At 66.3% G+C, this 22,412-nt stretch carries 22 protein-coding genes and 1 tRNA gene; 9 read left to right on the top strand and 14 right to left on the bottom strand.

The window, feature by feature from the left end:
• Nucleotides 1-92: 92 nt before the first annotated feature.
• A complete protein-coding gene (locus BLV97_RS10580; protein WP_035845551.1) occupies nt 93-413 on the bottom strand; it encodes a DUF6538 domain-containing protein in 321 nt (106 codons plus the stop codon).
• A 51-nt stretch (nt 414-464) separates the two neighbouring features.
• Nucleotides 465-548 (bottom strand) — tRNA-Tyr (locus BLV97_RS10575).
• A 166-nt stretch (nt 549-714) separates the two neighbouring features.
• Between BLV97_RS10575 and rlmB the strand changes: the two genes are divergently transcribed.
• The 3 genes from rlmB to BLV97_RS10560 all read left to right on the top strand — a co-directional run bounded on the left by rlmB (nt 715) and on the right by BLV97_RS10560 (nt 3,062).
• A complete protein-coding gene (rlmB, locus tag BLV97_RS10570; protein ID WP_035845548.1) occupies nt 715-1,527 on the top strand; it encodes a 23S rRNA (guanosine(2251)-2'-O)-methyltransferase RlmB in 813 nt (270 codons plus the stop codon).
• 418 nt (nt 1,528-1,945) lie between these two features.
• The gene (locus BLV97_RS10565; RefSeq protein ID WP_035845544.1) at nt 1,946-2,410 is read left to right on the top strand and encodes a YHS domain-containing (seleno)protein; all 465 of its coding nucleotides are present in this window, start codon (nt 1,946-1,948) and stop codon (nt 2,408-2,410) included.
• Between the two features lie 181 nt (nt 2,411-2,591).
• Nucleotides 2,592-3,062, top strand: a complete 471-nt coding sequence (locus tag BLV97_RS10560; protein ID WP_035845541.1) for a CoA-binding protein — start codon at nt 2,592-2,594, stop codon at nt 3,060-3,062.
• A gap of 118 nt (nt 3,063-3,180) precedes the next feature.
• On the opposite strand, the gene BLV97_RS10555 is transcribed toward BLV97_RS10560, so the two are convergent.
• The 3 genes from BLV97_RS10555 to hisA all read right to left on the bottom strand — a co-directional run bounded on the left by BLV97_RS10555 (nt 3,181) and on the right by hisA (nt 5,119).
• Nucleotides 3,181-3,495 carry a phosphoribosyl-ATP diphosphatase gene (locus BLV97_RS10555; RefSeq protein ID WP_035845539.1) on the bottom strand — a complete coding sequence of 105 codons (315 nt, stop codon included), beginning with the start codon at nt 3,493-3,495 and terminating at the stop codon, nt 3,181-3,183.
• On the bottom strand, nt 3,492-4,253 hold the full coding sequence (hisF, locus tag BLV97_RS10550) for an imidazole glycerol phosphate synthase subunit HisF (protein WP_035845536.1): 762 nt from the start codon (nt 4,251-4,253) through the stop codon (nt 3,492-3,494). The genes BLV97_RS10555 and hisF overlap by 4 nt, the downstream gene beginning before the upstream one ends.
• Nucleotides 4,254-4,399: 146 nt before the next feature.
• Nucleotides 4,400-5,119, bottom strand: coding sequence for a 1-(5-phosphoribosyl)-5-[(5-phosphoribosylamino)methylideneamino]imidazole-4-carboxamide isomerase (hisA, locus tag BLV97_RS10545; protein ID WP_035845533.1), 720 nt, complete (start codon nt 5,117-5,119; stop codon nt 4,400-4,402).
• 132 nt (nt 5,120-5,251) lie between these two features.
• Between hisA and BLV97_RS10540 the strand changes: the two genes are divergently transcribed.
• Complete coding sequence (locus BLV97_RS10540) at nt 5,252-5,641, top strand: DUF2147 domain-containing protein (protein WP_035845530.1); 390 nt, start codon at nt 5,252-5,254, stop codon at nt 5,639-5,641.
• A gap of 11 nt (nt 5,642-5,652) precedes the next feature.
• On the opposite strand, the gene BLV97_RS10535 is transcribed toward BLV97_RS10540, so the two are convergent.
• The 3 genes from BLV97_RS10535 to hisB are packed head-to-tail and all read right to left on the bottom strand — an operon-like array spanning nt 5,653 to nt 8,237.
• The gene (locus tag BLV97_RS10535) at nt 5,653-6,891 is read right to left on the bottom strand and encodes an MFS transporter (protein WP_035845528.1); all 1,239 of its coding nucleotides are present in this window, start codon (nt 6,889-6,891) and stop codon (nt 5,653-5,655) included.
• 60 nt (nt 6,892-6,951) lie between these two features.
• Nucleotides 6,952-7,590, bottom strand: coding sequence for an imidazole glycerol phosphate synthase subunit HisH (gene hisH, locus BLV97_RS10530; RefSeq protein WP_035845525.1), 639 nt, complete (start codon nt 7,588-7,590; stop codon nt 6,952-6,954).
• A 59-nt stretch (nt 7,591-7,649) separates the two neighbouring features.
• On the bottom strand, nt 7,650-8,237 hold the full coding sequence (gene hisB, locus BLV97_RS10525) for an imidazoleglycerol-phosphate dehydratase HisB (RefSeq protein WP_035845522.1): 588 nt from the start codon (nt 8,235-8,237) through the stop codon (nt 7,650-7,652).
• Nucleotides 8,238-8,508: 271 nt separating this feature from the next.
• On the opposite strand from hisB, the gene BLV97_RS10520 reads away from it, so the two are divergent.
• Nucleotides 8,509-8,913: a hypothetical protein gene (locus BLV97_RS10520; protein ID WP_035845519.1), complete on the top strand. Its 405-nt coding sequence runs from the start codon at nt 8,509-8,511 to the stop codon at nt 8,911-8,913.
• 125 nt (nt 8,914-9,038) lie between these two features.
• Here BLV97_RS10520 and BLV97_RS10515 read toward each other — a convergent pair whose 3' ends face one another.
• From BLV97_RS10515 to BLV97_RS10505, 3 genes are all read right to left on the bottom strand, one after another.
• Entirely contained in the window at nt 9,039-11,540 is a 2,502-nt protein-coding gene (locus BLV97_RS10515; RefSeq protein ID WP_035845517.1) for a GcvT family protein, read from the bottom strand.
• A gap of 107 nt (nt 11,541-11,647) precedes the next feature.
• Complete coding sequence (locus BLV97_RS10510; RefSeq protein WP_035845513.1) at nt 11,648-12,664, bottom strand: LLM class flavin-dependent oxidoreductase; 1,017 nt, start codon at nt 12,662-12,664, stop codon at nt 11,648-11,650.
• A gap of 198 nt (nt 12,665-12,862) precedes the next feature.
• A complete protein-coding gene (locus BLV97_RS10505) occupies nt 12,863-13,849 on the bottom strand; it encodes a 2-hydroxyacid dehydrogenase (RefSeq protein WP_035845511.1) in 987 nt (328 codons plus the stop codon).
• A gap of 228 nt (nt 13,850-14,077) precedes the next feature.
• On the opposite strand from BLV97_RS10505, the gene BLV97_RS10500 reads away from it, so the two are divergent.
• Together BLV97_RS10500 and BLV97_RS10495 are read left to right on the top strand one after the other, a co-directional pair.
• Nucleotides 14,078-14,548 (top strand): SH3 domain-containing protein, encoded by a 471-nt coding sequence (locus tag BLV97_RS10500; RefSeq protein WP_373296456.1) that lies wholly within the window; start codon nt 14,078-14,080, stop codon nt 14,546-14,548.
• Nucleotides 14,549-14,583: 35 nt separating this feature from the next.
• Nucleotides 14,584-15,462 carry a cation diffusion facilitator family transporter gene (locus BLV97_RS10495; protein ID WP_035845509.1) on the top strand — a complete coding sequence of 293 codons (879 nt, stop codon included), beginning with the start codon at nt 14,584-14,586 and terminating at the stop codon, nt 15,460-15,462.
• An 11-nt stretch (nt 15,463-15,473) separates the two neighbouring features.
• Here the strand turns inward: BLV97_RS10495 and BLV97_RS10490 are convergent, their stop codons facing one another.
• Both BLV97_RS10490 and BLV97_RS10485 read right to left on the bottom strand, forming a co-directional pair.
• The gene (locus tag BLV97_RS10490) at nt 15,474-17,444 is read right to left on the bottom strand and encodes an AsmA family protein (RefSeq protein WP_035845506.1); all 1,971 of its coding nucleotides are present in this window, start codon (nt 17,442-17,444) and stop codon (nt 15,474-15,476) included.
• A gap of 149 nt (nt 17,445-17,593) precedes the next feature.
• On the bottom strand, nt 17,594-18,871 hold the full coding sequence (locus BLV97_RS10485) for an OmpP1/FadL family transporter (protein ID WP_035845503.1): 1,278 nt from the start codon (nt 18,869-18,871) through the stop codon (nt 17,594-17,596).
• A 248-nt stretch (nt 18,872-19,119) separates the two neighbouring features.
• On the opposite strand from BLV97_RS10485, the gene rimO reads away from it, so the two are divergent.
• Both rimO and BLV97_RS10475 read left to right on the top strand, forming a co-directional pair.
• A complete protein-coding gene (gene rimO, locus BLV97_RS10480) occupies nt 19,120-20,511 on the top strand; it encodes a 30S ribosomal protein S12 methylthiotransferase RimO (protein WP_035845501.1) in 1,392 nt (463 codons plus the stop codon).
• A gap of 85 nt (nt 20,512-20,596) precedes the next feature.
• Nucleotides 20,597-20,779 (top strand): twin-arginine translocase TatA/TatE family subunit, encoded by a 183-nt coding sequence (locus BLV97_RS10475; protein WP_035845498.1) that lies wholly within the window; start codon nt 20,597-20,599, stop codon nt 20,777-20,779.
• A 235-nt stretch (nt 20,780-21,014) separates the two neighbouring features.
• Here BLV97_RS10475 and BLV97_RS10470 read toward each other — a convergent pair whose 3' ends face one another.
• Nucleotides 21,015-22,196 (bottom strand): PRC-barrel domain-containing protein, encoded by a 1,182-nt coding sequence (locus tag BLV97_RS10470; protein WP_035845495.1) that lies wholly within the window; start codon nt 22,194-22,196, stop codon nt 21,015-21,017.
• Between the last annotated feature and the right edge of the window lie 216 nt (nt 22,197-22,412).

Below are 22,412 nucleotides of genomic sequence, written 5' to 3'. Positions count from 1 at the left end.
ATTGGCAGAGAAATGATATCAATCAACCCGATCAGCAGGTGCAACGAGTAGCTTAATTTACGCCAGATCCTGTCCAAGAGACGGGGAGTAGCTCAGCCGCTGATCTGACCACCTGTGGGGCTCCGCACCTGGAACTCGCGCAGCAGTTCGCCGAAGTGCTTGCGCATATGGCCGCGCATCGTATCGCGTCGTAGGGCGCGAATATCTGGTTGGTCGAGGATAAACTGCCCCGCCAAAGCAAGGAGGCGGGCAAGTTGCTGCGCGTCTTTAGGCTCCCGCGTTCCCAGAGACACCTTGATGTGGGCGCGCTTTCGGGAGGGATGGCCGTCCGCAGGGAGGGGATAGCGGAAGTAGAAGATGCCATGCCGGGAGGTGCTGAGATAGGCTGCGAGGCGCATGATGTGTCCCACCATTGTGGCCCACCAGCGGGAAATGCAGCGTAAATCATTGGAATGGGGGGAAAGTGGTGGGCGACCCTGGAATCGAACCAGGCATGGGTCTCCCCGGCGGAGTTACAGTCCGCTGCCGCACCTTGCAGCACGTCGCCCGACGCGTGGGCTGGATAGCGCCCCGCCCCGAGGGCGTCAACAGGAAATTCCCCGCCGCCGCGTCCTCCCCGCATCCCCCCGCAGGCCCCTGCGCCGCCTGCTTTCCGCTTGCGGCGGGGCTGGCTCTCGCGCATGGTGCCGAACCTGCACGAAAGGGAAATGCGGCATGGCCAAAGCGGGCGGAAAACCGGCGAAGAAACCCACCTGGGTGATCGAGAAGGAACGCGCCAAGCGCGCCGCCGCCGCCGAGACCGTGTGGCTGTTCGGCCTGCATGCGGTGCGCGACGCGCTGCGCAATCCCGCGCGGGAAAAGCTGCGCCTCGTGGTCACCCGCAATGCCCACGACCGCCTGGCCGACGCCATCGCCGCAAGCGGGATGGAAGCTGAAATCGCTGACCCGCGCCGCTTCGACGTGCCGCTGGACCCGGGATCCGTGCATCAGGGCGCGGCGCTCGAAGTTCGCCCGCTGGATTGGGGCCCGTTGCAAGAGGTCTGCGCGCAGGGCGCCGGCGCGCCGCTGGTGGTCTGCCTCGACCGGGTGAGCGATCCGCATAATGTCGGCGCCATCCTGCGCTCGGCCGAAGTCTTCGGCGCGCGCGCGGTGATCGCCCCCGCCCGCCATTCCGCGCCCGAGACCGGCGCCCTGGCCAAGACCGCCAGCGGCGCGCTCGAACGCCAGCCCTATCTGCGCATCACCAACCTGGCAGAGGCGCTCTCCGCGCTGCAGGCGATGGGCTATCTGGTGCTGGGACTGGCCGGCGAGGCCGAGGCCGAGCTGGCCCCGACGCTGGAGGCCGCGGGACCAGGGCGGGCGGTGGCGCTGGTTCTTGGCGCCGAAGGCCCCGGCCTGCGAGAGAAGACCCGCGCCACCTGCGACGCGCTGGTGAAGATCCCGTCTCGGGGCGCTTTCGGCTCTCTCAACGTCTCGAACGCCGCCGCGGTCGCGCTTTATGAGGTCACAAGGCACGCCGAAGCCTGAGCCTTCCCCCGGTCCCTCCGCCCGCCGGCATTTCCGCGAATCGGGTTGCCGCGCCTCGCTGCGCGGCCGCGCATGGCACCACTCACGTCTCTGGGTGCCGCGGTCGCGAGGCTTCGCGCGGACGTGACCGCCGGCGGTCGCCGCGCCGGCCCGAAAAGCGGCGTTTCCTCTGCGCCTTGGCTGGATAACGCCTGGCGACCGGCCCCGCGCCCCGAACCCAGCCCACGCGCCCTGACACTCGGTCACTCTTTGGTTAGGTGGGTAGCTTGCGGGCGCGCGAAAGCGCATTTTGGGATCGTACCGGCGGTTGGATGTCTGGCAGCCGGGCCTCTCGGCGGGTTTGCGGTTCTTCAGCCTGTCGCTTGTCCATACACACTTGAGTTCGAAACATCCCTTGCTTCTAGACCTGACACCTCCGATGGATCCGACCCGCCGCAGCTTCTTGGCGCTCAGCGCCTTGGCACCTTTGCCATGGTTCTTGCCGGGGACCGCCTCGGCCCAGTCCGCCTCGGCGGTTTGCCTGTTGGGCGGGTTGGCGATCGGCGGGCACGATCCGGTCGCCTATTTCACCCAGGGCCGGCCGGTGCAGGGACGCAACGAGAACGCACTGATGTGGCGCGGCGCCATGTGGTTGTTCAGCACCGAGGAATCGATGGATCATTTCACCCGCATGCCGCGCCGGTTCGCGCCGCGCTACGGTGGCTATTGCGCAATGTCCATGGCCGAGGGCAAGGTCGTCGACGGAGATCCCGGCATCTGGGAAATCGACGATGGCAGGCTCTATCTGCTCAGTTCTCCGGCCGATCACAAGATCTGGGACAGCGACGTGCCCGGCTATGTCGCCGAGGCCGACGAACACTGGCCTTCGATCCTCAATACATGAGCATGGGATTAACGAGACTTTCACAGAATTGAGACAGGGTCTTCCTATTCCTTCGCGGGTACCTATGTCTCATTACGGAAGCGCTGGTACGGAACACTTGCGTTTCATTTCACTGTCCCTCGTTCCGCACTTGCGCCCGGGCCCTGGTCCGGGCGCTTTTTTGTGGTAAGGCTGCAGGATCATGACCGAATATTCCGATGCCCTTCTGAAGCGCATTCTGACGCAAACCCGTGTGATCGCGGTGGTGGGCGTTTCACCCAACCCGGTGCGGCCCAGCTATTACGTCGCGCGCTATCTGTCGCTGAAAGGCTTCCGGGTGCTGCCGGTCAACCCCGGCCACGCGGGCACGGAACTGTTCGGGGAAATCGTGCGCGGCGATCTGTCGGAAATCGACGAACCGGTCGACATGGTCGACATCTTCCGCCGATCCGAGGCCGTGCCGCCAATCGTCGAAGCCGCGCTTGCGGCCTTTCCGGGGCTAAAGACGGTCTGGATGCAGATCGGGGTGCAGAACGCCGAAGCCCGCGCGATGGCCGAGGCGCGCGGCGTGACGGTGATCGAGAACCGCTGCCCGAAGATCGAATATCAGCGCCTGTTCGGGGAACTCCGCATGGGCGGGTTCAACACCGGGATTATCTCGTCGAAGCTGTAGAGGCCGCGTCGCGATGGCGGCCGCGCCCGGAAAGCGGCCCTTGCGTATTTGTGGAACAATGAAAGCCCGGGCCTTTGCGCGCCGCTTCGGGGAGAGGCCCGGCGGGGGGGAGAGGCGGTCAGCCGCGCCCAGCCTTCTCAGCGACGCCAGAGGTGCCTTCGCGCCGCGTCAGTTCGGCAAGCACCTCTTCCAGCGTTACCTCGCGCGCGGCCAGCATGACCAGCAGGTGGTAAAGCACATCCGCAGCCTCGGACACGAGGCGGTCGTGATCGCCCCTGACCGCCTCGATGATCGCCTCGATGGCCTCTTCGCCGAATTTCTCGGCCGCCTTCTCGGGGCCCTTGGACAGCAGTTTTGCTGTCCATGACGTGTCGGGGTCGGCGCCCTTGCGGGCGGCGATGGTCGCCGCCAGGCGGGTCAGGGCGTCGCTCATGTCAGCCTCATCGGAATGCCGGCGGCGGCCATATGGGCCTTGGCCTCGCCGATCGTGTGATCGCCGAAATGGAAGATCGATGCCGCAAGCACCGCGCTTGCCCCGCCGATCGTCACGCCCTCGACCAGGTGGTCGAGCGTGCCGACGCCGCCCGAGGCGATCACCGGCACCGGCACCGCATCGACGATGGCGCGGGTCAGCGGCAGGTTGAAGCCCGCGCGGGTGCCGTCGCGGTCCATCGAGGTAAGCAGGATCTCGCCCGCGCCCTTTTTAGCCACGGTGCGGGCGAATTCGACCGCGTCGATGCCGGTGGATTTGCGCCCGCCATGGGTGAAGATCTCCCACCGACCGGGGGCGACGGTCTTGGCGTCGATCGCCACGACGATGCATTGGCTGCCGAAGCGGTCGGCGGCCTCGGCCACCACGTCGGGGTTCGCGACCGCCGCCGAGTTGAAGCTGACCTTGTCGGCGCCGGCCAGCAGCAGCGCGCGCACGTCCTCGGGGGTGCGCACGCCGCCGCCCACGGTCAGCGGCATGAAGCATTGCTCGGCCGTGCGGGTGACCAGGTCGAACATCGTGCCGCGGTTTTCGTGCGTGGCATGGATGTCGAGAAAGCAAAGTTCATCGGCGCCGGCGGCGTCATAGGCGCGCGCGGCCTCGACCGGGTCGCCCGCATCGCGCAGGTCGACGAAGTTGACGCCCTTGACCACGCGGCCGTCGGCCACGTCGAGACAGGGGATGATGCGGGTCTTCAGCATATGCGTTCCTCTTGGCGCCCCTCTTAGCGCGGGGCCCGGGCGTTTGCCAGCGTCAGAAGCGGGGGCCAGCCCGCCGCCATTGTCGCCCGGACCAATGGCGCGGACAATGTGGACCCCCGGGAGTATTTTCGCCAAGATGAAGGGGGTCAGGCTTTCAGAGTGGCGAGTGCCTCTTGCAGGTCGAGCGCGCCGTCGTAGAGAGCCCGGCCCGAGATCGCGCCGGCGATGACGCCGGTATCGCGCAGCGCTGTCAGATCGGCAAGCGATGACACGCCGCCGCTTGCGATCACCGGGATCGAGACGGCGCGGGCGAGCGCGGCGGTGGCCTCGACATTGGGGCCGCCCATGGCGCCGTCGCGGTCGATGTCCGTGTAGATGATCGCGGCGACGCCGGCATCTTCGAAACTGCGGGCCAGATCGGTGGCCTGCACATCGGTTTCCTCGGCCCAGCCTTTGGTCGCGACGCGGCCCTTGCGCGCGTCGATCCCCACCGCGACCTGCCCGGGAAAGGCCTTCGCCGCCGCGCGCACCAGGGCCGGGTCTTCGACCGCGACGGTGCCCAGGATCACCCGCGCCAGGCCCTTCGACAGCCACGTCTCGATGGTCGCCATGTCGCGGATGCCACCCCCCAGCTGCGCCGGCACATCGGTCGCGGCCAGGATCGCCTCGACCGCGGCGGCATTCACCGGCTGGCCCGCGAAAGCGCCGTTCAGGTCGACCAGATGCAGCCATTCGCAGCCTGCCGCCGCAAAGCTGCGCGCCTGGGCCGCCGGATCGTCGGAGAAGACGGTGGCCTGCGCCATCTCGCCACGCAGAAGGCGCACGCATTGCCCGTCCTTGAGGTCGATCGCGGGGTAGAGGATCATCGCCGGCTCCTGTCTTGCCGCGCGTCTGTTGCCACAGCCGGCGGCGAAAGCAAAGCCCCGCGCGCGCAACGTCAAGCTTGCCTGACGCCCCCGGTTTGCGGAAGATACACATGGATCAAGGGGAGGAGACCCATGCGAAACCTTGCGCTTTCCGCCATGTTGCTGGGGCTGATGTCCCTACCTGCCTTCGCCGCCGACCCGATAGCGGGAATGTGGAAGACGCAGCCCGACGACGGCTCCTACGCCTACGTGAAGATAGGGCCTTGCGGCGCGAACTTCTGCGGCGTGATCGCGCGGACCTTTAGGGCGTCGGGTGAATACAAATCGCCCAATATCGGCAAGGAGATCGTGATCGATATGGTGCCCGAGGGCGGCGGCCGCTACCACGGCAAGGTCTGGCGGCCGTCAAACGACAAGATCTATGTGGGCAAAATCAGTCTGAAGGGCGACCAGATGGCGCTGTCCGGGTGCATCTTGGGTGGCCTGTTCTGCAAAGCGCAGGACTGGACCCGGGTGAGGTAGCCTCGCGCGCCCTAGGACCGCGCCGCGCGCCTGCGCACCGCGCGCGCGGCGACGGCCAGCGCGGCCGAGGCCAGCACACACCACCCCGCCATCCACAACAGCTGCGCAGGCAGGCCGATGCCAAGGTCGATCAATTGTCCGCTCAACCCCGGGCCCAGGGCCGTGGCCAGAACCATCGCGGCGACCACGATCGCGCGGATCCCGCCGAGGTTCTTCACCCCGTAGACCTCGGGCCAGAGCGCGCCCAGCAATGTCGAGGTGAAACCGTTCGACACCCCCAGAAGCAGCATGAAGACATAAACACCCCAGACCTGGGCGATCAGCGCCGCCGCCAGCGTCGCCAGCGTCATCGGGATCAAGACAAAGGGCAGCAGGCGCAGCGCGCCGAAGCGATCGACCAGCCCGCCGCAAAGAAAGCCGAACGCCACCGTGGTGACCGACATCACCGGAAAGGCGGCGGCGAAAGCCAGTTCCGAATAGCCGCGCAGCGCGGTCAGATAGCCTTGGAAGAAGAACACCGTCGTACCGATGAAGGGCGGCGCGACAAGTCCGGCCAGCAGCAGGTAGAATACCGGATCGCGCAGCACCTCGGCCCGGGTCCAGTCTCTCGCGGTCGCAGGCGCCGGCTTGCCGGTGTCCAGCAAGCGCGGCACCCGCTCGACCCGCATCAGCCACAGGATCAGCGGCAAGGCCACCAGCATCAGCACCGCCGCCGCGGCTAGCCAGGCCACGTGCCAGTTGCCGCTTGCGGCGTCGATCAGCACCACCAGCACCGGCAGCACGCCCGTGCCCGCCGACACCCCGGGCGTGATGATCGACATCGCCCGCCCCCGGTTGGCGGTGAACCAGCGGCCGGTCTCGGTCAGGGCGATCTCGGTCATCATTCCCTGGCCGAACAGTCGCAACAGATAAAGGGTGACCCCAAGCGCCACCACATTCGGCGCCAGCGTGATGAGCACGCAGGCCAGCGACAAGATGGGGATGGCGAAGCGCGCGACCTTCCAGCCTGGCATCAGATCCAGCGCGCGTCCCAGGAACGGCAGGGTCGCCGCACTGGACAGCGTCGCGGTCATGTAGAGCGCCCCGAACCCGCCGCCTGAAAGATGGTAGGTCGCGCGCAGATCGTTGCCCGAGACCCCGATGAAGAAGGTCTGCCCGAAGGACGAGAACAGCATCAGCAGGAAGCCCGCGGCCAGCCAGCGGGCGTTGTCTCGGATGAATTCCGAATTTTCCTGCAGGAACCGTCGCATCACGCCGCTCTAAGCCATTCCGGCGCGGGCCGGAAGATGCGGAATGGCCGCCCGCCCGGCCTAGGGCCGCCAGTCCAGGAAATTGGCGATCAGGCGCAACCCCGTGGTCTGGCTCTTTTCCGGGTGAAACTGGGTCCCGACCATGTTGCCCCGGCCCACGATCGCGGTGATCTCGGCGCCGTAGTTGCAATGCGCCAGACGCTGTGCCGTATCGGCCACGCGGAAATGATAGGAATGCACGAAATAGGCGTGATCGCCGGTCGCGATGCCCGCCAGCACCGGATGCGGGTGGTCGATCACCAGATCGTTCCACCCCATATGGGGCACCTTCAGCACCGCGTCGGCGGGTTCGATCCGCGCCACCTCGCCGCCGATCCAGTCGAACCCCGGCGTCGGCCGGTATTCCAGCCCCCGCGTCGCCATCATCTGCATGCCGATGCAGATCCCCAGGAACGGTCGCCCGGCGCCGATCACGGCTTCCTCGATCGCCTCGAACAACCCGCTCTGGTCAAAGAGCGCCTGGCGGCAAGCCGGAAAGGCGCCGTCGCCCGGCAGTACCACGCGATCGGCGGCGCGCACCACCTCGGGGTCCGACGTCACCACGACCTCGCCCGCGCCGGTCTCGGCCGCGACCCGTTCGAACGCCTTCTGCGCCGAATGCAGGTTCCCCGATGAATAATCGACGATCGCCGTGCGCATCCCGCTCTCCTGCTTCTCAGGCTTTCACCTTGGTAAAATACTCGGCCCCGGCCGCGCGGTCAGAGCGCGCCCTTGGTCGAGGGCACCGCGTCGCCCTTGCGCGGATCGGGTTCGACCGCCTCGCGCAACGCGCGCGCGACCGCCTTGAAGGCAGCCTCGGCGATGTGGTGACTGTTGATCCCCGAAAGCACCTCGACGTGCAGGGTGATCCCGCCGTGGGTGGCCAGCGCCTGGAAGAATTCGCGCACCAGCTCGGCGTCGAAACTGCCGATCTTGGCCGCTGGCATCGCAACCTTCCACACCAGATAGGGGCGCCCCGACAGATCGAGCGCGGCGCGCACCAGGGCATCGTCCATCGGCAACAGACAGGCGCCGTAACGGCGGATGCCGCGCTTGGTCCCCAGCGCCTTCGCCAGCGCCTGGCCGATCACTATGCCGACATCCTCGACCGTGTGGTGATCGTCGATATGCAGATCGCCCCGCGCCGCCACCTTCATGTCGATCAGCGAATGCCGCGCCAGCTGGTCGAGCATATGGTCGAAAAAGCCAATGCCAGTGGCCATCTCGTAGCTGCCGGCCCCATCCAGGTCGAGGCTGACGGCGATTTCCGTCTCGGCGGTCGTCCGCGTGATCTCTGCCTTGCGCATCCTGCGCCTCCTTGCGGTTCTCCGGCCTTATAGGGCGGGGGGCGGCACTTGTTAAGCACCTTCGCACAAAGGACGATTCCCCAAAGTTACATTAAGCCCACGTTAAGCGATTTACGCTTTATTGTCGGGCGAGGCGGTTGATAAGTACGGTCGGAGGTTTGCGTTGAAGATCCTAATTCTTGAAAGAGAGGACGAAGAAGTTCTGGCGGTCCACGATCGTTTCAAGTCTCTGGGCCACGATGTTCAGCATATGCAAAGGGTAGATCGGGCCATGAACCTGGTGCGGGTCGACCCGCCGGATCTGCTGGTCACCGCACTGTTTCCGGAAGGGGACCAGATCGGCGGCGAAAGCGGATTGTCGGTGGCGATGGCAGCGCAGTTCCACAATCCGGCACTCGTGACGATCCTGCTGTCCGACAGTCTGATCTTTTCGCAAGGAGAGCTGTTCTCGATGCTGGGGTCACTGCGCTGTGTGATGCGCCGCCCCGCGCCCGTCGACGACCTGATCGAGATCGCCAACCACTTCCTTGAGCACGGGCCGGTCAACTGCGCGCCATCCGCGAACGGGCCGGACATCTGCGCGAGTTGCCTGCTTACCGATATCTGCTCGCGCGCAGCGCGCGCACGGTCGGTCAGCGCCGACCAGGACAACGGCCGCAGAAGCGACGCTGCCTGACGCCGGCCCGCCGCCGGGCGACCTTGCGCGCTGGCGGCCCCGCCCCAGGCGGCCATGCACACACTGATGGCCTTTTGCTCGGGCGGCCGTGAGCGCGGGCAGCCTTGTGCACTGGCGCGACGCGATCAGCCGTCTATTCGGATGCGGGCATTCGTCGGGTCGTAGGGGCTGTCCTCGGTGACCACGGCGCGGTAGGTCTGGCGGAACATCCGCACCTCCAGTTCCTGCCCCGCCTCGGCCAGTTCGGCCGAGACATAGCCCATCCCGATCTGCTTGCCGAAGGCCACCGAATACCCGCCCGAGGTCAGACGCCCGACCTTGCGGCCGTCGTGCAGCAGCGCCTCGCGGCCCCAGGGGTCGGCATCCGCAGGTCCGTCGATCAGCAGGGTCACGCATTTCGAACGGATCCCGGTCTCGACCATTGCCGCCTTGCCGTGGAACTCTTTCGAAAGATCGACGAAACGGTCAAGCCCAGCCTCCAGCGGCGTGGCATCCCGGCCCAACTCGTTGCCGAAGGCGCGGTAGCTTTTTTCCTGTCGCAGCCAGTTCTGGGCGCGCGCGCCGACCAACTTCATCCCATGGCCCTCGCCCGCCGCCATCAGCCGGTCGAACAGGTGGTTCTGCATCTCCATCGGGTGATGCAATTCCCAGCCCAATTCTCCGGTATAGGCCACGCGGATCGCCATCGTCGGCACCATGCCCAGCTCAATCTTGCGGGCTGAAAGCCAGGGGAAGCGCTTGTTCGACAGCACCGTCGCGGGATCGGCGTCGCGCACCATTTCGCGCAGGATGTCGCGCGCCTTCGGCCCGGCCAGCGCGAAGACACCCCATTGCGTCGTGACGTCGTGAATCGCGACATAGCCGCCGCCGGCAGTCATGAAATCCTCGGCCGACTTGCGCAGGAAATCCGCGTCATAGGCCGACCAGGCACCGGCCGAGACGAGGTAATACTCATTCTCGGCCGGCCGCACGATGGTGTATTCGGTGCGCGTCGTGCCCGCCTCGGTCAGCGCATAGGTCAGGTTGATGCGCCCCACCTTCGGCAGCTTGTTGCAGGTGAACTGATCCAGGAAGGCCGTTGCCCCGGGCCCCGAAACCCAATGCTTCGTGAAGGCGGTGGCGTCGATCAGACCGGCCGTTTCACGGATCGCCTTGGCCTCTGCCTCCGCATATTGCCACCAGCCACCACGGCGGAAGCTGCGGGCATCGTGGTCGAACCCTTCGGGCGCGTCGAGCGGGCCGAAGTAGTTCGGCCGCTCCCATCCGTTCACCTGGCCAAACTGGGCGCCGCGCGCCGCCTGCCGGTCATAGGCGGGCGATGTGCGCAGTGGGCGGCAGGCCTCTCGCTCCTCATCGGGGTGGTGCAGGATGAAGACATGGGAATAGCATTCCTCGTTCTTGCGCGCGGCGTATTCCGTCGTAGTCCACGGCCCGTAGCGCTTGGGGTCGAGCGCGGCCATGTCGATCTCGGCCTCGCCCTCGACCATCATCTGAGCCAGGTAATAACCGGTGCCGCCGGCCGCGGTGATGCCGAAGCTGAAGCCTTCCGCCAGCCACATGTTGCGCAGCCCCGGCGCCGGGCCGACCAGCGGGTTGCCATCGGGCGTATAGCAGATCGGGCCGTTGAAATCGTCCTTCAGCCCCACCGTTTCCGAGGTCGGGATGCGGTGGATCATCGACATGTATTCCTCTTCGATCCGCTCCAGATCCAGCTGGAACAGATCGGCGCGGAAGCTTTCCGGCACGTCGTAAAGGAACCGCGCCGGCGCCCCCTGCTCATAGGGGCCCAGGATCCAGCCGCCGCGTTCCTCGCGCGCGTACCACTTGGCGTCGGCGTCACGCAGCACCGGATGTTCGGCCCCGCCCTGACGGCGGTATTCCACCAGCGCCGGGTCGGGTTCGGTGACGATATACTGGTGCTCGACCGGGATCGCGGGGATCTTGATGCCCAGAAGCCGCGCGGTGCGCTGCGCATGGTTGCCGGTGCAGGTGACCACATGTTCCGCCGTCACCACGATCTGCTCGTCCGACGGCACGAGGTTGCCGCCGCGCTCGACCATCCTGGTCAGCGTGACGCGCCATTCGTTGCCGGTCCATTCATAGGCATCGGCCTGCCATTTGCGCTCGATCACCGCCCCGTGCTGGCGGGCACCCTTGGCCATGGCCTGGGTCACGTCGGCGGGGTTGATGTAGCCGTCCTGCGGGTGGAACAGCGCGCCCTTCAGGTCATCGGTGCGCACCAGCGGCCAGCGGTCACTGATCTCCTTGGGTGACAGGAATTCGTGATGCACCCCCGCGGTCTCGGCGATCGAGGAATAAAGCATGTATTCGTCCATCCGCGCCGCGGTCTGCGCCATGCGCAGGTTGCCTACGACCGCGAAGCCCGCGTTGAGGCCGGTCTCGGCCTCTAGCCCCTTGTAGAAATCGACCGAATACTTGTGGATATGGGTGGTGGCGAAGTTCATGTTGAACAGCGGAAGCAGCCCCGCCGCATGCCAGGTGGAGCCAGAGGTCAGCTCGTCGCGCTCGACCAGCATCGTGTCCCAGCCCGCCTTCGCCAGATGATAGGCGACCGAGGCGCCGACGGCGCCACCGCCGATGATCAGGGCTTTCACATGGGTCTTCATCCGCCGACTCCCTCGCCGATATGGTTTGGCCACATATGGGCCGAACCCCGCATCGCGCGGCAAGAGACACCCGACATTTGACGGCGGAAAACGACATCCGGCGCGGCTCAGGCGGTCGGTCGGGTCCTCTGCCCGGCCACCACCCGCATGGCCTGCGCCGCCAGATCGAAGGAATGCAGCCGCGCCGCGTGGTCGTGGATCTGGCCGGTCAGGATCACCTCGTCGGGCCGGTAGCGGTCTATCAGGGCGGCCAGCTGGTCCGTGACCGTCGCGACGCTGCCCACCGCCGAGACGCGCTGCGTCTCATTCACCCGGGCGATCCAGCGCGGATCGGCCACGTCCTCGATCCGCGCCACCGGGCGGGGCAAGGGCCCGGGGCGGCCCGAGCGCAGGTTGATGAAGGCCTGCTGCTGCGAGGTGCGCAGATGGACGGCCTCCTCATCCGTGTCGGCGGCAAAGACGTTCACGGCAAGCATGAAATAGGGCTTTTCAATCCCGCCCAGCCCGGGGCGGAAATGCGTACGATAGAGATGCAGCGCCTCTTCCAGCGCGTCGGGGGCGAAATGCGAAGCGAAGGCATAGGGCAGGCCCAGATGCGCAGCCAGTTGCGCGCCATAAAGGCTCGACCCCAGCATCCACAGCGGCACTTTGGTGCCCGCGCCCGGCACCGCGCGCACCGGCTGTCCCTCCTCTGCCGGCTGCAGGAAACCGTAAAGCTCGACCACGTCGTCGGGGAAAGTGTCGGCCTGCGACAGGCCCCGGCGCAGGGCGCGGGCGGTCAGCTGGTCGGTCCCCGGCGCGCGGCCAAGGCCCAGGTCGATCCGCCCGGGAAACAGCGTCGCCAGCGTGCCGAACTGTTCGGCGATGATCAGCGGCGCGTGGTTGGGCAGCATCACACCGCCGGAACCCACGCGGATCGTGCGGGTGGCGGCGGCGACATGGCCGATCACCACCGCCGTCGCAGCCGAGGCGATGCCGGTCATGTTGTGATGCTCGGCCAGCCAGAAGCGGTTGTAGCCCCAGCCCTCGGCATGGCGGGCCAGATCGGCGCTGTTGGCCAGCGCATCGGCCGGCGTCGCGCCTTCGGGCACCGGCGCGAGATCGAGGACGGAAAAGGGGATCATGTGGCCTCCGAGCTGTGTCATGACCACGATATAGGCGCCCGAGAGGGCGGGGCCAGCCGTGAGATCAAGCCTGGGGCGATGCCGAAGGCGGCGGGCGCCTTGGCGGGATGGGACACGCGGGGCTTTGCCCCCCCCGCCCCCGGAGATACTTTGGCCGGAGAGAAGGTCAGGCGGGACGCTTCTTGGCGATTTCTGGCATCACACCATTCCTGGCACCACCTGATCGGGCGGGCGGTGGCCGTCGGCGAAGGTCTTGATGTTGATGATCACCTTCTCGCCCATCTCGATCCGCCCCTCGACGGTGGCCGATCCCATATGCGGCAGCAGCACCACGTTGGGAAGTTCACGCAAACGCGGGTTGATCTCGTGGCCGTGCTCGAAGACGTCGAGGCCGGCGCCCGCGATGTCACCGGCGCGCAGACCGCGGGTCAGAGCGTTCTCGTCGATCACCTCGCCGCGCGAGGTGTTCACGATCACCGCCGAGGGCTTCATCAGCTTCAGCCGCCGCGCGTTGATCAGGTGGAAGGTCGAGGGCGTGTGCGGGCAGTTGATCGACAGCACATCCATGCGACTGACCATCTGGTCGAGGCTTTCCCAATAGGTGGCCTCCAGATCATCCTCGATCTCGGGGCGCAGGCGGCGGCGGTTGTGGTAATGCACCTGCATCCCGAAGACCCGCGCGCGGCGGGCCACCGCCTGACCGATGCGGCCCATGCCCAGGATACCCAGGCGCCGCCCGCCGATCCGGCCGCCCATCATCGCGGTGGGGGCCCAGCCTTCCCACTTGCCCGATTGCATCAGCGCCAGGCCTTCGGGAATGCGGCGGGTGACCGCCAGCATCAGCGCGATGGTCATGTCGGCGGTGTCCTCGGTCACCACGCCCGGCGTGTTCGACACCAGAATGCCGCGCTGGCGGGCGGTGGCCACGTCGATATGGTCGATGCCGGCGCCGTAATTGGCGATCAGCTTCAGCTTGTCACCGGCCTGCGCCAAGAGCGCCGCATCGATCTGGTCTGTGACGCAGGGCACGATCACGTCGGCGCGGCGCATCGCGTCGGCCAATTCCTCGCGGGTCATCTTGGTGTCAGGGTCGCGCAGGGTGACGTCGAACAGCTCCTTCATCCGGGTTTCGACGGCATCCGGCAACCGTCGCGTCACGACAACACTCAGGCGCTCCACGGGCATGTGATCCCCTCCTGCACTTCTCATCCGGGCCTTCTGATGGCAAAGTGACCGATAGCACGGCAAGGCACAAGCGCCCTGACAGACAGGTTATTCCGCGGCGACGAAATGACCGGGGAAAGCGGGCGCAACAAGACACCGCCGGGCGATACGGGCAGCATCAGACGGCAGGACAGGCGGAACATGAAACGGCGAGATTTCACGCGGTTGGCGGCGGGCGCCGCCGGCGCAATGGTGTTTGCCGCGCCAGGCTGGGCCAATGACGTGCCGACATCGCGCGGGCCGGTGACCGGGCTGCCGCTGCCGCGCTATGTCTCGCTGAAGGGGCACAAGGGCAACGTGCGTCGCGGGCCGGGATTTTCCAACCGCATCGATTGGGTCTTCACCCGGGTCGGCATGCCGCTACGCGTGACCGCCGAATACGGCCATTGGCGCCGGGTCGAGGACCAGGACGGGCTGGGGGGATGGATCTTCTACACGCTGATCTCGGGCGTGCGCACCGTTGTCTTCACCCAGCCGATGACCAATTGGCGCGATGCGCCGGAAACCGACGCCCGGCTGGACGCCAAATCGCAAGAAGGCGTCATCGCGCGGCTTTTCGAGGCGCGCAAGGACTGGATCCGCGTCGGCGCCGAGGGCAGCGAGGGCTGGGTGCGCAAAACCGCCGTCTGGGGCGTGGACCCGGACGAAGTCTTCAGTTAATCCCCCGGGGGCGATACCCTTGGGAGGACCGCCCCATGACCGCGCCAGGCGCGACCCACCTGAACGTCTCGGCGGGGATTGCCTCGGTCACCGTCGCCGCGGTTCTGGTCGCGCTCAAGTTCTGGGCCTTCGTCGCCACCGGGTCGCTTTCGGTCGCGGCCTCGGTCGCCGACAGTGCGCTGGATCTGATGGTATCGCTGGGTGGCCTGGCCGCGATCCTTTACGCCGCGCGCCCGCCCGACGACGATCACGCCTTCGGCCACAGTTCGGCCGAGGATCTGGCGGCGCTGGCGCAGGCGCTGTTCATCACCGTCTCGGGGCTGGCGATCGGCTGGGCGGCGGTGCTGCGGCTGACCGCGCCTTCGCCCATGCTTCTGAAGGCCCAGGGGCCGGGCATGGTGGTGATGGCGGTCTCTATCGCGGCGACGCTGGCGCTGGTGGCCTGGCAGCGCCGCGTCGCGCGGGTGACGGGCAACCGCGTCGTGCGGGCCGATCAACTGCATTACATCGGCGATCTTCTGCCCAATATCGGCGCGTTCCTGGCGCTGGCGATCTCGGCGCGCTGGGGCTTCAACCAAATCGACAGCCTGGTTGCGATCGCGGCGGCTGCGCTGATGGTCTTTGGCGCGCTGCATATCGGCAAGGGCGCGTGGGATGCGCTGATGGACCGCGGCGTCGATCCCCGCATCACCCGGCGGATCGAGGCCCTGACCGCCGACTGGCCCGGGGTGCGCGGCTATCATGATATCAAGACCCGCAGCGCCGGCAGCCGCTTCTTCGTGCAGATCCACATCGAACTGGACGGCGGCCAGACGCTGGCGGAAGCGCATGAGATCAGCGCCGGGCTGAAACGCGCGATCATCGATCTCTACCCCGAGGCCGACGTGATCATCCACAAGGACGTGGCGCGCTAGCCCGGCCGCCGCTACTTGAGCAGATTCAGGATGCCTTTCTTGGCCTGATCCTCAAGCTTCTTGCGCAGAGCGTCTTGCGGGCTTTGCCCGTCCTGCGGGGTGACACCCAACTGCTTGCCCAGCTCCTGCCTGGCCCGGTCCTGCAACCGCTGCTTGGCCTCGTCGATCCGAGACCCCGCCAGCGCGTTCACATCCAACCCGAAATTGGGCCGGGCCCAAGGTCCGGTGATCTGCAGCGGCACCTTCACGCCACCGGTTCCGTCAGCCTTGCTCAGCGCCACCGGGGTCACCGTATAGTCAAGCGTCCTTGCCCCGATATCGACCGTCCCCTTGCCCGTCGCTGTCAACAGCGGAGCCTTCAGCGTCAGGTCGTCGTTGGACAGCACGCCCTTGTCGATCGTGAAGCTGGCGTTGATCGAATCGAAGATCGTCTTCGCCCCCTCGCCCACATAGTTGAGGTTCAGCGTGCGCAGCATTCCCACCAGATCGAGCCCCTGCAATTCGCCCTTGCCGAAGCTGAAGCGCCCCGACCCGGCCAGCGTTCGTGCCAACGCCGCCTGGGAATTGCCCGAGGCGCGCAACTGCAGAGAAAGATCCGCGTTGGCATCAAGCCGTTTGTAATCGGCCAGATCCGACAACAGCGGCCGCAAGGCGACCCCCTTCGCGGTCAGATCCGCCGCAATGGAAAGGCCAGAGCGCGCGTTCATCACCAACTGGCCGGTCGTGTCGCCGCCGTAGGCCGACATCTGGCGCAGATCCACCACCGCCCTTCCCTGGTCAAGCTTGGCAAGTATCCGGGTCCGGCCCAGCTTGGCCACCCCCAGATCGACGCGTCCCGCGTTCAGCGACAGTTGCGCATCCACGGCGTCCAGCCCGGTCGCGTCGATGGGCGCGCGCGACCAGCCGCCCTTGCCCTTTTCTTGCGCGCGTGCGGGCGCGGGCGCGGCACCGCCAGCCGTCAGCCCCGACAGATCCAGCGCGCCGGCCTCGACCTGCGCCCTCACCAGCGGCCGTCCCTTGGGAAAGGTCACGTCGGCGGCCAGCTGCAGATGATTGCCGTCAAGCGTCAGCTTGCCGGATCGCAGATGCATCGATCCTTCGGGCGCCAGCGTCACGTCGCCATCCAATGCGATCTGCTTGCGCCCCAGCCCGCGCGGCAGTTCCGGCACCGCCGTGCCCAGGATCGCGGCCAGCGCTCGGGGATCGGTCAGATCGGCCGTCAGATGGCCCTGGGCCGCCACCGGATCCGTGCCGATATCCCCCTTGAACGCCAGGGCCGAGCCGGCAACGTTGGCCTTCAGGTCAGAGGCCACCACCTTGCCCGCCATGAAGGCGCCGAAATCCCCCAGCGTGCCCGAGACCGTCACCGGCCTGCCGTTCACCTTGGCGCTCAGGACCAGGGTGGCAGGCCCGGCAAAGCTGGGGATCGCAAGTTTCGCGTCGATCTTCGACAGCGCGATGGTCTGGCCGGTGGCGTGGTCGATCCAGGTGATCGTGCCGCCCTTGATCTCGCCATTGTCCAGGCTGAACGCACCGATGCCGCCGCCCGCGCCCCCAGCCGCGGGGGCCGATGAGGACGGCGCGGCCGCCCCGCCGGGCGGGGTGAACTGCCAATTGCCGGCGCCGTCGCGGCGGCGCTCCAGCAGGATGCGGGGCGACAGCACCTCGACCTTGGAAATCTTGATCTTGCCCTGCAGCAAGGCTGCGGGATCAAGCCCGATCTCCAGCCCTTTCGCCGCCAGCATCGGCCCCTGTTTCGACCACGCGGCATTGGCGATCACCACCGCGCCGGTACGCACGCCCAGCCGCGGCCAGATCGTGGGATGAACCTGGTCCGAAAGGGTCATCGCGCGACCTGTCGCGGCCTCGAACTGGCGTTCCGCAAGCTGCGCAACCCGCTTCGACGGAATCAGCAAAAGCGCGCCGGCGACAAGCAGCGCAACCAGCACGATGAGCCCAAGCCCGCGAATGATCCAGCGCATGAAACCCCCGTTGAGAACCGCCTGACCGAAGCCTAGGCAAGCCCGCCACCTGCTTCAAGACGCCAGATGACGCACGGCGGCCCCCACCGGGCCACGCGCGGGCCAGAGCGCGCGCCGCAAGACCTTGGTCCCGCGGCGCGCCGCCGCCCCTAGAACGTGCGCGTCCAGCCGACCGAGACGGCGAATTGGCTCATCTCGTCGGTGATCTTGCCGGTGGTCGCGCCCGCGGAGGTCACTTCCGGCCCCGTCACGCTGTTCTTCGGCACATACATGACCGAGAAATCCATCGTATCGCGTTGGGTCATCTTGTAGCTGCCGCCGACGGTGAAGTGGTTCTGCACCACCGCGGGGGCCAGGATGTTGATCGTCACATAGGGCGATTTTACCGGATTGGTCGCATGCGCATAGCCGAAGCGCCAGGTCATCTTGGCGTTCTGCTTCCAGATCGCGCCCAGCTTCAACACGTTCACATCGGTCCAGCCAAAGCCCGGCCCATTGGCAGAGCCCAACTGGTTGGCGCCGTTGGGATAGGGGTTCGCAAGCGCCGGCACGCCAGAATAGAAGATGCGCTCGAAATCTGCCAGAAGCGTCAGGTCCGGGCGGGCCTTGTAGGCCATCCCTATCGTTGCGGCGGCGGGTACGTCGAAGCTGCCGCCCCCCGCGAACAGCCCGGCATATTTCTTGAACTTCGACATCTTCATCTTGGTCTGGCCACTCAGGCCGAAGCTCAATTGCGGCGTCACGTCGATCTGCAAGCCGGCCCGCAGGCCGAAGCCCAAGGAATAATCGTAGCCATTGCCGGAAAGCGCGCCGGAATTCGAGGAAAGCGCCGCGAAGGAGCCCACGCCATAGGCCTTGAACCGCTGGCCCACGATCGTCGGCGAGATCCCCCAAGAAATATTCCCATCCTTCTTGGCATAGGTGAAGGACAGGAACAGCTGGCTCAGATCGCCGCCCGCCTTGCCGTTGCAGAACACACCCGTGGCGCCGCCGCAATTGGGATTGGCGACGTCCGGATAAAGCGTGTTCGCCCCCCCGTTCGCATAGGCGGCGATGTTCAGCACCGCGCCGTTGGCCAGCGGAAGGTTGTAGGCAAAGTTCGGGATCGCGAACACGTTGTAGCCGCTGCGCACCGATCCGGGCGCGACGAACAAGGTCCCGTTGCCATCATAGCCGCGCGATGGCGCAAAAGCCTCCAGCCCAAGCGAGAATTCCCGCCCCAGCCCCGCCACCGCCGCCGGGTTGATCGCCGAGGCCATCGCGTTTGCGCCTGGCGCCGCAACGCCCGCACCGCCCTGCGCCCGCGCCACCGCGTCCCCACCCAGCGTGAAATAGCCCATGGTCGCATGGGCCGGTAGCGCCAAAAAACCCAGCGACAACGCACCAGCACCCAGCCGCAGCAGCGGCTTTCCGATTCTTGCAGACATTGTTTCTCCTCCCAGAAATCGCGGCAATACACCCTACACCCTGGTCGCTCACGGGGCTCCTCTTTCCCAGTGTTGGCCAGAGACTCATAATTCTACATGTGAATTCATGAATTACTAATGCTTTCTTTTCCTAATCTTGCATCGGCATCCGGTCAGGCCTCGGCGGCCCGGCTCCCTCGCGGCCAGCCAACCGCCCCCGGCCGCCTTTCCCCTTCCCCGGCGCCGCGCGCCGCGCTATACGCCCGGCCATGTCCGATCCCCGCAATCCCCCCGACCTGCGCCCCGATCTAGCCCGCGCGACGCTTGCCCCCGCAGCGCCGCGCCCGGGCCAGCCGACGATCGGCATGATCAGCCTGGGCTGCCCCAAGGCGCTGGTCGACAGCGAAAGGATCCTCACCCGCCTGCGCGCCGAGGGCTACGCGATCAGCCCCGACTACAAGGGCGCCGAGGCGGTGATCGTGAATACCTGCGGCTTTCTCGACAGCGCCAAGGCCGAAAGCCTGGAAGCGATCGGCGAGGCCCTGCGCGAGAACGGCCGGGTCATCGTCACCGGCTGCCTGGGCGCCGAGCCCGACTACATCACCGGCGCGCATCCCAAGGTGCTGGCGGTGACCGGCCCGCACCAGTACGAACAGGTGCTGGACGCGGTCCACGGCGTCGTGCCGCCCGCGCCCGATCCGTTCATTGATCTGCTCCCCGCCTCGGGGGTTAGCCTGACGCCGCGCCATTACAGCTATCTGAAGATCTCCGAGGGCTGTAACCACAAGTGCAGGTTTTGCATCATCCCCGACATGCGCGGCCGCCTGGTCAGCCGCCCGGCCCATGCGGTGATCCGCGAGGCCGAGAAGCTGGTCGACGCCGGGGTGAAGGAATTGCTGGTGATCAGCCAGGACACCTCGGCCTATGGTGTGGACATCAAGCATGCCGAGGCGAAGGGCCACCGCGCCCATATCACCGACCTGGCCCGTGATCTGGGATCGCTCGGGGCGTGGGTGCGGCTGCACTACGTCTATCCCTACCCGCATGTGCGCCAGCTGATCCCGCTGATGGCCGATGGGCTGGTGCTGCCTTATCTGGACATCCCCTTCCAGCATGCCCACCCCGAGGTGCTGAAGCGCATGGCGCGCCCGGCGGCGGCGGCAAAGACGCTTGACGAGATCGCCGCCTGGCGCCGCGACTGCCCCGAGATCACGCTGCGCTCGACCTTCATCGTGGGCTATCCGGGCGAGACCGAGGCCGAATTCCAGACCCTGCTGGACTGGCTGGACGAAGCGCAGCTGGATCGCGTCGGCTGCTTCCAGTATGAGAACGTCGCGGGCGCGCGCGCGAACGACCTGCCCGATCACGTCGCCCCCGAGGTCAAGCAGGACCGTTGGCAACGCTTCATGGAAAGGGCCCAGGCGATTTCCGAGGCGAAGCTGGCGGCGAAGGTCGGCCAGCGGCTAGAGGTGATCGTCGACGCGGTGGATGGCGAAGGCGCCACCTGCCGCACCAGGGGCGATGCCCCTGAAATCGACGGCAACCTGTTCATCGACGAAGGTTTCGAAGACCTCGCCCCCGGCGATATCGTCACCGTCGAGGTGGATGAAGCCGACGATTACGATCTTTGGGGCCGGCCGATCGCCAACACGTCGCGGTGAGTGCCGCAAACCCCGTCTTCCCAATTCCCCTGCGGCAAGTGAGACTGCGCAGATCCCCACAGGGGGAGTCGCAGGAGCTGCACAGATGGATGGTCTCAGTCTCGGCCATGTCCTGGTCATCGGGATCGCGGTGCTGGTGTTGTTCGGGCGTGGCAAGGTGAGTTCGCTGATGGGAGAGGTCGGACGCGGCATGACCGCATTTCGAAACGGCCTGAAGGCAGAGCCCGAGCCCGACTCTGCCACGACACAGGTGAAGACCGACAGTTGAGTCCGGGCCGCGTGCATCCCGAAGGATGATGGGTTCTCACAGATCTCCAGCCTCGGTGACGTCGTCGCGACACCAAACTCTGCTTGCCCTAAGAAAAAGGGGCCCGCACGAGCGGGCCCCGGCCTGGCAGATCCCCTGCCAGGGCATTTAGCACTGGTTACTTCTTGTTACTGCTAGCACTGGTTACTGCTTGTTACTGCTAACACTGGTTACTGCTTGTTACTGCTAACACTGGTTACTGCTTGTAGGGCGGCAGTTGCTTGAGCTGCTGCTGGGTCAGGTCGACATAGATGCGCACATCCTTGCCGTTATTCTTGGTCATGACCGTCATGGTATCGGCCTTCACCTCGATCGCCTTCTCTCCAATCCCGAGGAAGCCACCGACCTTGATGACCGCACCTTCGATCTTGTTCGACGACGTGCCCATGATCACCTTCGAGACCTCGCCCGCCTCGTCGCCCTTGGCGTCATAGACCGGGGCTCCGATAAGCTCTTTCTTGGTCAGAGTGGCAAGATTGGCCTGGGTGTAACCATTGGCCTGGGCCTTGGCAGCCGCGCCCGTGGCCGTGCCACCCACCGTGGCATTGGCCGCGGCATTCGACGAGGTCGACTGCTGCGCCTGGCTGTTGGTCGCCGCCGGCATCTGGCCCGAAGCGCCCGCCTGGGTCTGCGTCTGGGTCGAACCGTTGGTCGCGCCGGCCATCTGCTGCTGGCTGCCAGTGGACATGCCGGTAGTCGTCTGCCCCGACATATGAGTGGTCGCGGCCGTCGAACCCGTTGTGCCCTGGGTCGCGGTCGTCGAAGACGACTGCCCGGCGGCGGAATTGGTCCCATAGGACGACGCCGTCGCACCCTTCAGCCATTCTTCCTTGAAGGCCGGAGCGTTCTCGAGTTGCTTCTTGCTGGCCTGAACCACCAGATAGCTGTCCTTCGCCGATTTGGCGTCCTGCTTCATCTGCCAATGCAGCGCGGTCCAGTCCAGCGCCACCGTATGGGTGCCGATCCCAAGGAAGCCACCGACATCGACCAGCACCGCGTCGACCTTGCCGTCTTTCGACAGGATCACGTCACCCACCGATCCGATATCCTCCAGATTGGCCATCGGGTTCGATCCGGCAGCCGGGGCCGTGGCCGAAGCCGATGCGCCGGTCGTCGTGCCGGTCGAGGCCTGGGCAGAGGTCCCCTGTGCGGGCTTCGGGATATAAACATCCTTGCCGATCAACGTGCTGGCCTTGACGTCGCCCTTCACGCTATCGGCCGTGGTCACCTTGGCGAAAATATTGCCACTGCCGGCAGCAGATGCCTGCGCCTGGCTTTGCGCGGCGGCTTGGCCCTGGGTATTGGTTTGGGTCGCTCCCGCGTATGTGCCGGCGCTCAGCGCCGCGACAATCGCAGTGGACATCAAAATACGCTTCATGGTTATTCTCCCGTTCCTGGGTTCCAAATGGACAGTCAACGGACACTCGGCCGGCAGGGCCCATGCCCGCCGAGGCCATGACGTGAAAATGCGCAGCCCCCCGGTTCCGTTCCCGGTTTTGCGCGAAATTTGGCAACTTTCGCCCGATGCAGGGGCGTTCCGGCGATTCTTCGCCTAGGTCATGCGTGAAAATTGGTGATTACGCTTGATCGCCCG

Source organism: Allgaiera indica (assembly GCF_900106675.1).
Lineage (GTDB): Bacteria > Pseudomonadota > Alphaproteobacteria > Rhodobacterales > Rhodobacteraceae > Acidimangrovimonas > Acidimangrovimonas indica.
The sequence above is the reverse complement of the archived record's forward strand: the minus strand, read 5'-3'. Positions and strand labels throughout refer to the sequence as shown.

Bases quoted from the DNA above. Each gene is read 5' to 3' on its own strand.
- BLV97_RS10580 (WP_035845551.1), bottom strand. From the start codon at position 413: ATGGTGGGACACATCATGCGCCTCGCAGCCTATCTCAGCACCTCCCGG.
- rlmB (WP_035845548.1), top strand. From the start codon at position 715: ATGGCCAAAGCGGGCGGAAAACCGGCGAAGAAACCCACCTGGGTGATC.
- BLV97_RS10565 (WP_035845544.1), top strand. From the start codon at position 1,946: ATGGATCCGACCCGCCGCAGCTTCTTGGCGCTCAGCGCCTTGGCACCT.
- BLV97_RS10560 (WP_035845541.1), top strand. From the start codon at position 2,592: ATGACCGAATATTCCGATGCCCTTCTGAAGCGCATTCTGACGCAAACC.
- BLV97_RS10555 (WP_035845539.1), bottom strand. From the start codon at position 3,495: ATGAGCGACGCCCTGACCCGCCTGGCGGCGACCATCGCCGCCCGCAAG.
- hisF (WP_035845536.1), bottom strand. From the start codon at position 4,253: ATGCTGAAGACCCGCATCATCCCCTGTCTCGACGTGGCCGACGGCCGC.
- hisA (WP_035845533.1), bottom strand. From the start codon at position 5,119: ATGATCCTCTACCCCGCGATCGACCTCAAGGACGGGCAATGCGTGCGC.
- BLV97_RS10540 (WP_035845530.1), top strand. From the start codon at position 5,252: ATGCGAAACCTTGCGCTTTCCGCCATGTTGCTGGGGCTGATGTCCCTA.
- BLV97_RS10535 (WP_035845528.1), bottom strand. From the start codon at position 6,891: ATGCGACGGTTCCTGCAGGAAAATTCGGAATTCATCCGAGACAACGCC.
- hisH (WP_035845525.1), bottom strand. From the start codon at position 7,590: ATGCGCACGGCGATCGTCGATTATTCATCGGGGAACCTGCATTCGGCG.
- hisB (WP_035845522.1), bottom strand. From the start codon at position 8,237: ATGCGCAAGGCAGAGATCACGCGGACGACCGCCGAGACGGAAATCGCC.
- BLV97_RS10520 (WP_035845519.1), top strand. From the start codon at position 8,509: ATGAACCTGGTGCGGGTCGACCCGCCGGATCTGCTGGTCACCGCACTG.
- BLV97_RS10515 (WP_035845517.1), bottom strand. From the start codon at position 11,540: ATGAAGACCCATGTGAAAGCCCTGATCATCGGCGGTGGCGCCGTCGGC.
- BLV97_RS10510 (WP_035845513.1), bottom strand. From the start codon at position 12,664: ATGATCCCCTTTTCCGTCCTCGATCTCGCGCCGGTGCCCGAAGGCGCG.
- BLV97_RS10505 (WP_035845511.1), bottom strand. From the start codon at position 13,849: ATGCCCGTGGAGCGCCTGAGTGTTGTCGTGACGCGACGGTTGCCGGAT.
- BLV97_RS10500 (WP_373296456.1), top strand. From the start codon at position 14,078: ATGGTGTTTGCCGCGCCAGGCTGGGCCAATGACGTGCCGACATCGCGC.
- BLV97_RS10495 (WP_035845509.1), top strand. From the start codon at position 14,584: ATGACCGCGCCAGGCGCGACCCACCTGAACGTCTCGGCGGGGATTGCC.
- BLV97_RS10490 (WP_035845506.1), bottom strand. From the start codon at position 17,444: ATGCGCTGGATCATTCGCGGGCTTGGGCTCATCGTGCTGGTTGCGCTG.
- BLV97_RS10485 (WP_035845503.1), bottom strand. From the start codon at position 18,871: ATGTCTGCAAGAATCGGAAAGCCGCTGCTGCGGCTGGGTGCTGGTGCG.
- rimO (WP_035845501.1), top strand. From the start codon at position 19,120: ATGTCCGATCCCCGCAATCCCCCCGACCTGCGCCCCGATCTAGCCCGC.
- BLV97_RS10475 (WP_035845498.1), top strand. From the start codon at position 20,597: ATGGATGGTCTCAGTCTCGGCCATGTCCTGGTCATCGGGATCGCGGTG.
- BLV97_RS10470 (WP_035845495.1), bottom strand. From the start codon at position 22,196: ATGAAGCGTATTTTGATGTCCACTGCGATTGTCGCGGCGCTGAGCGCC.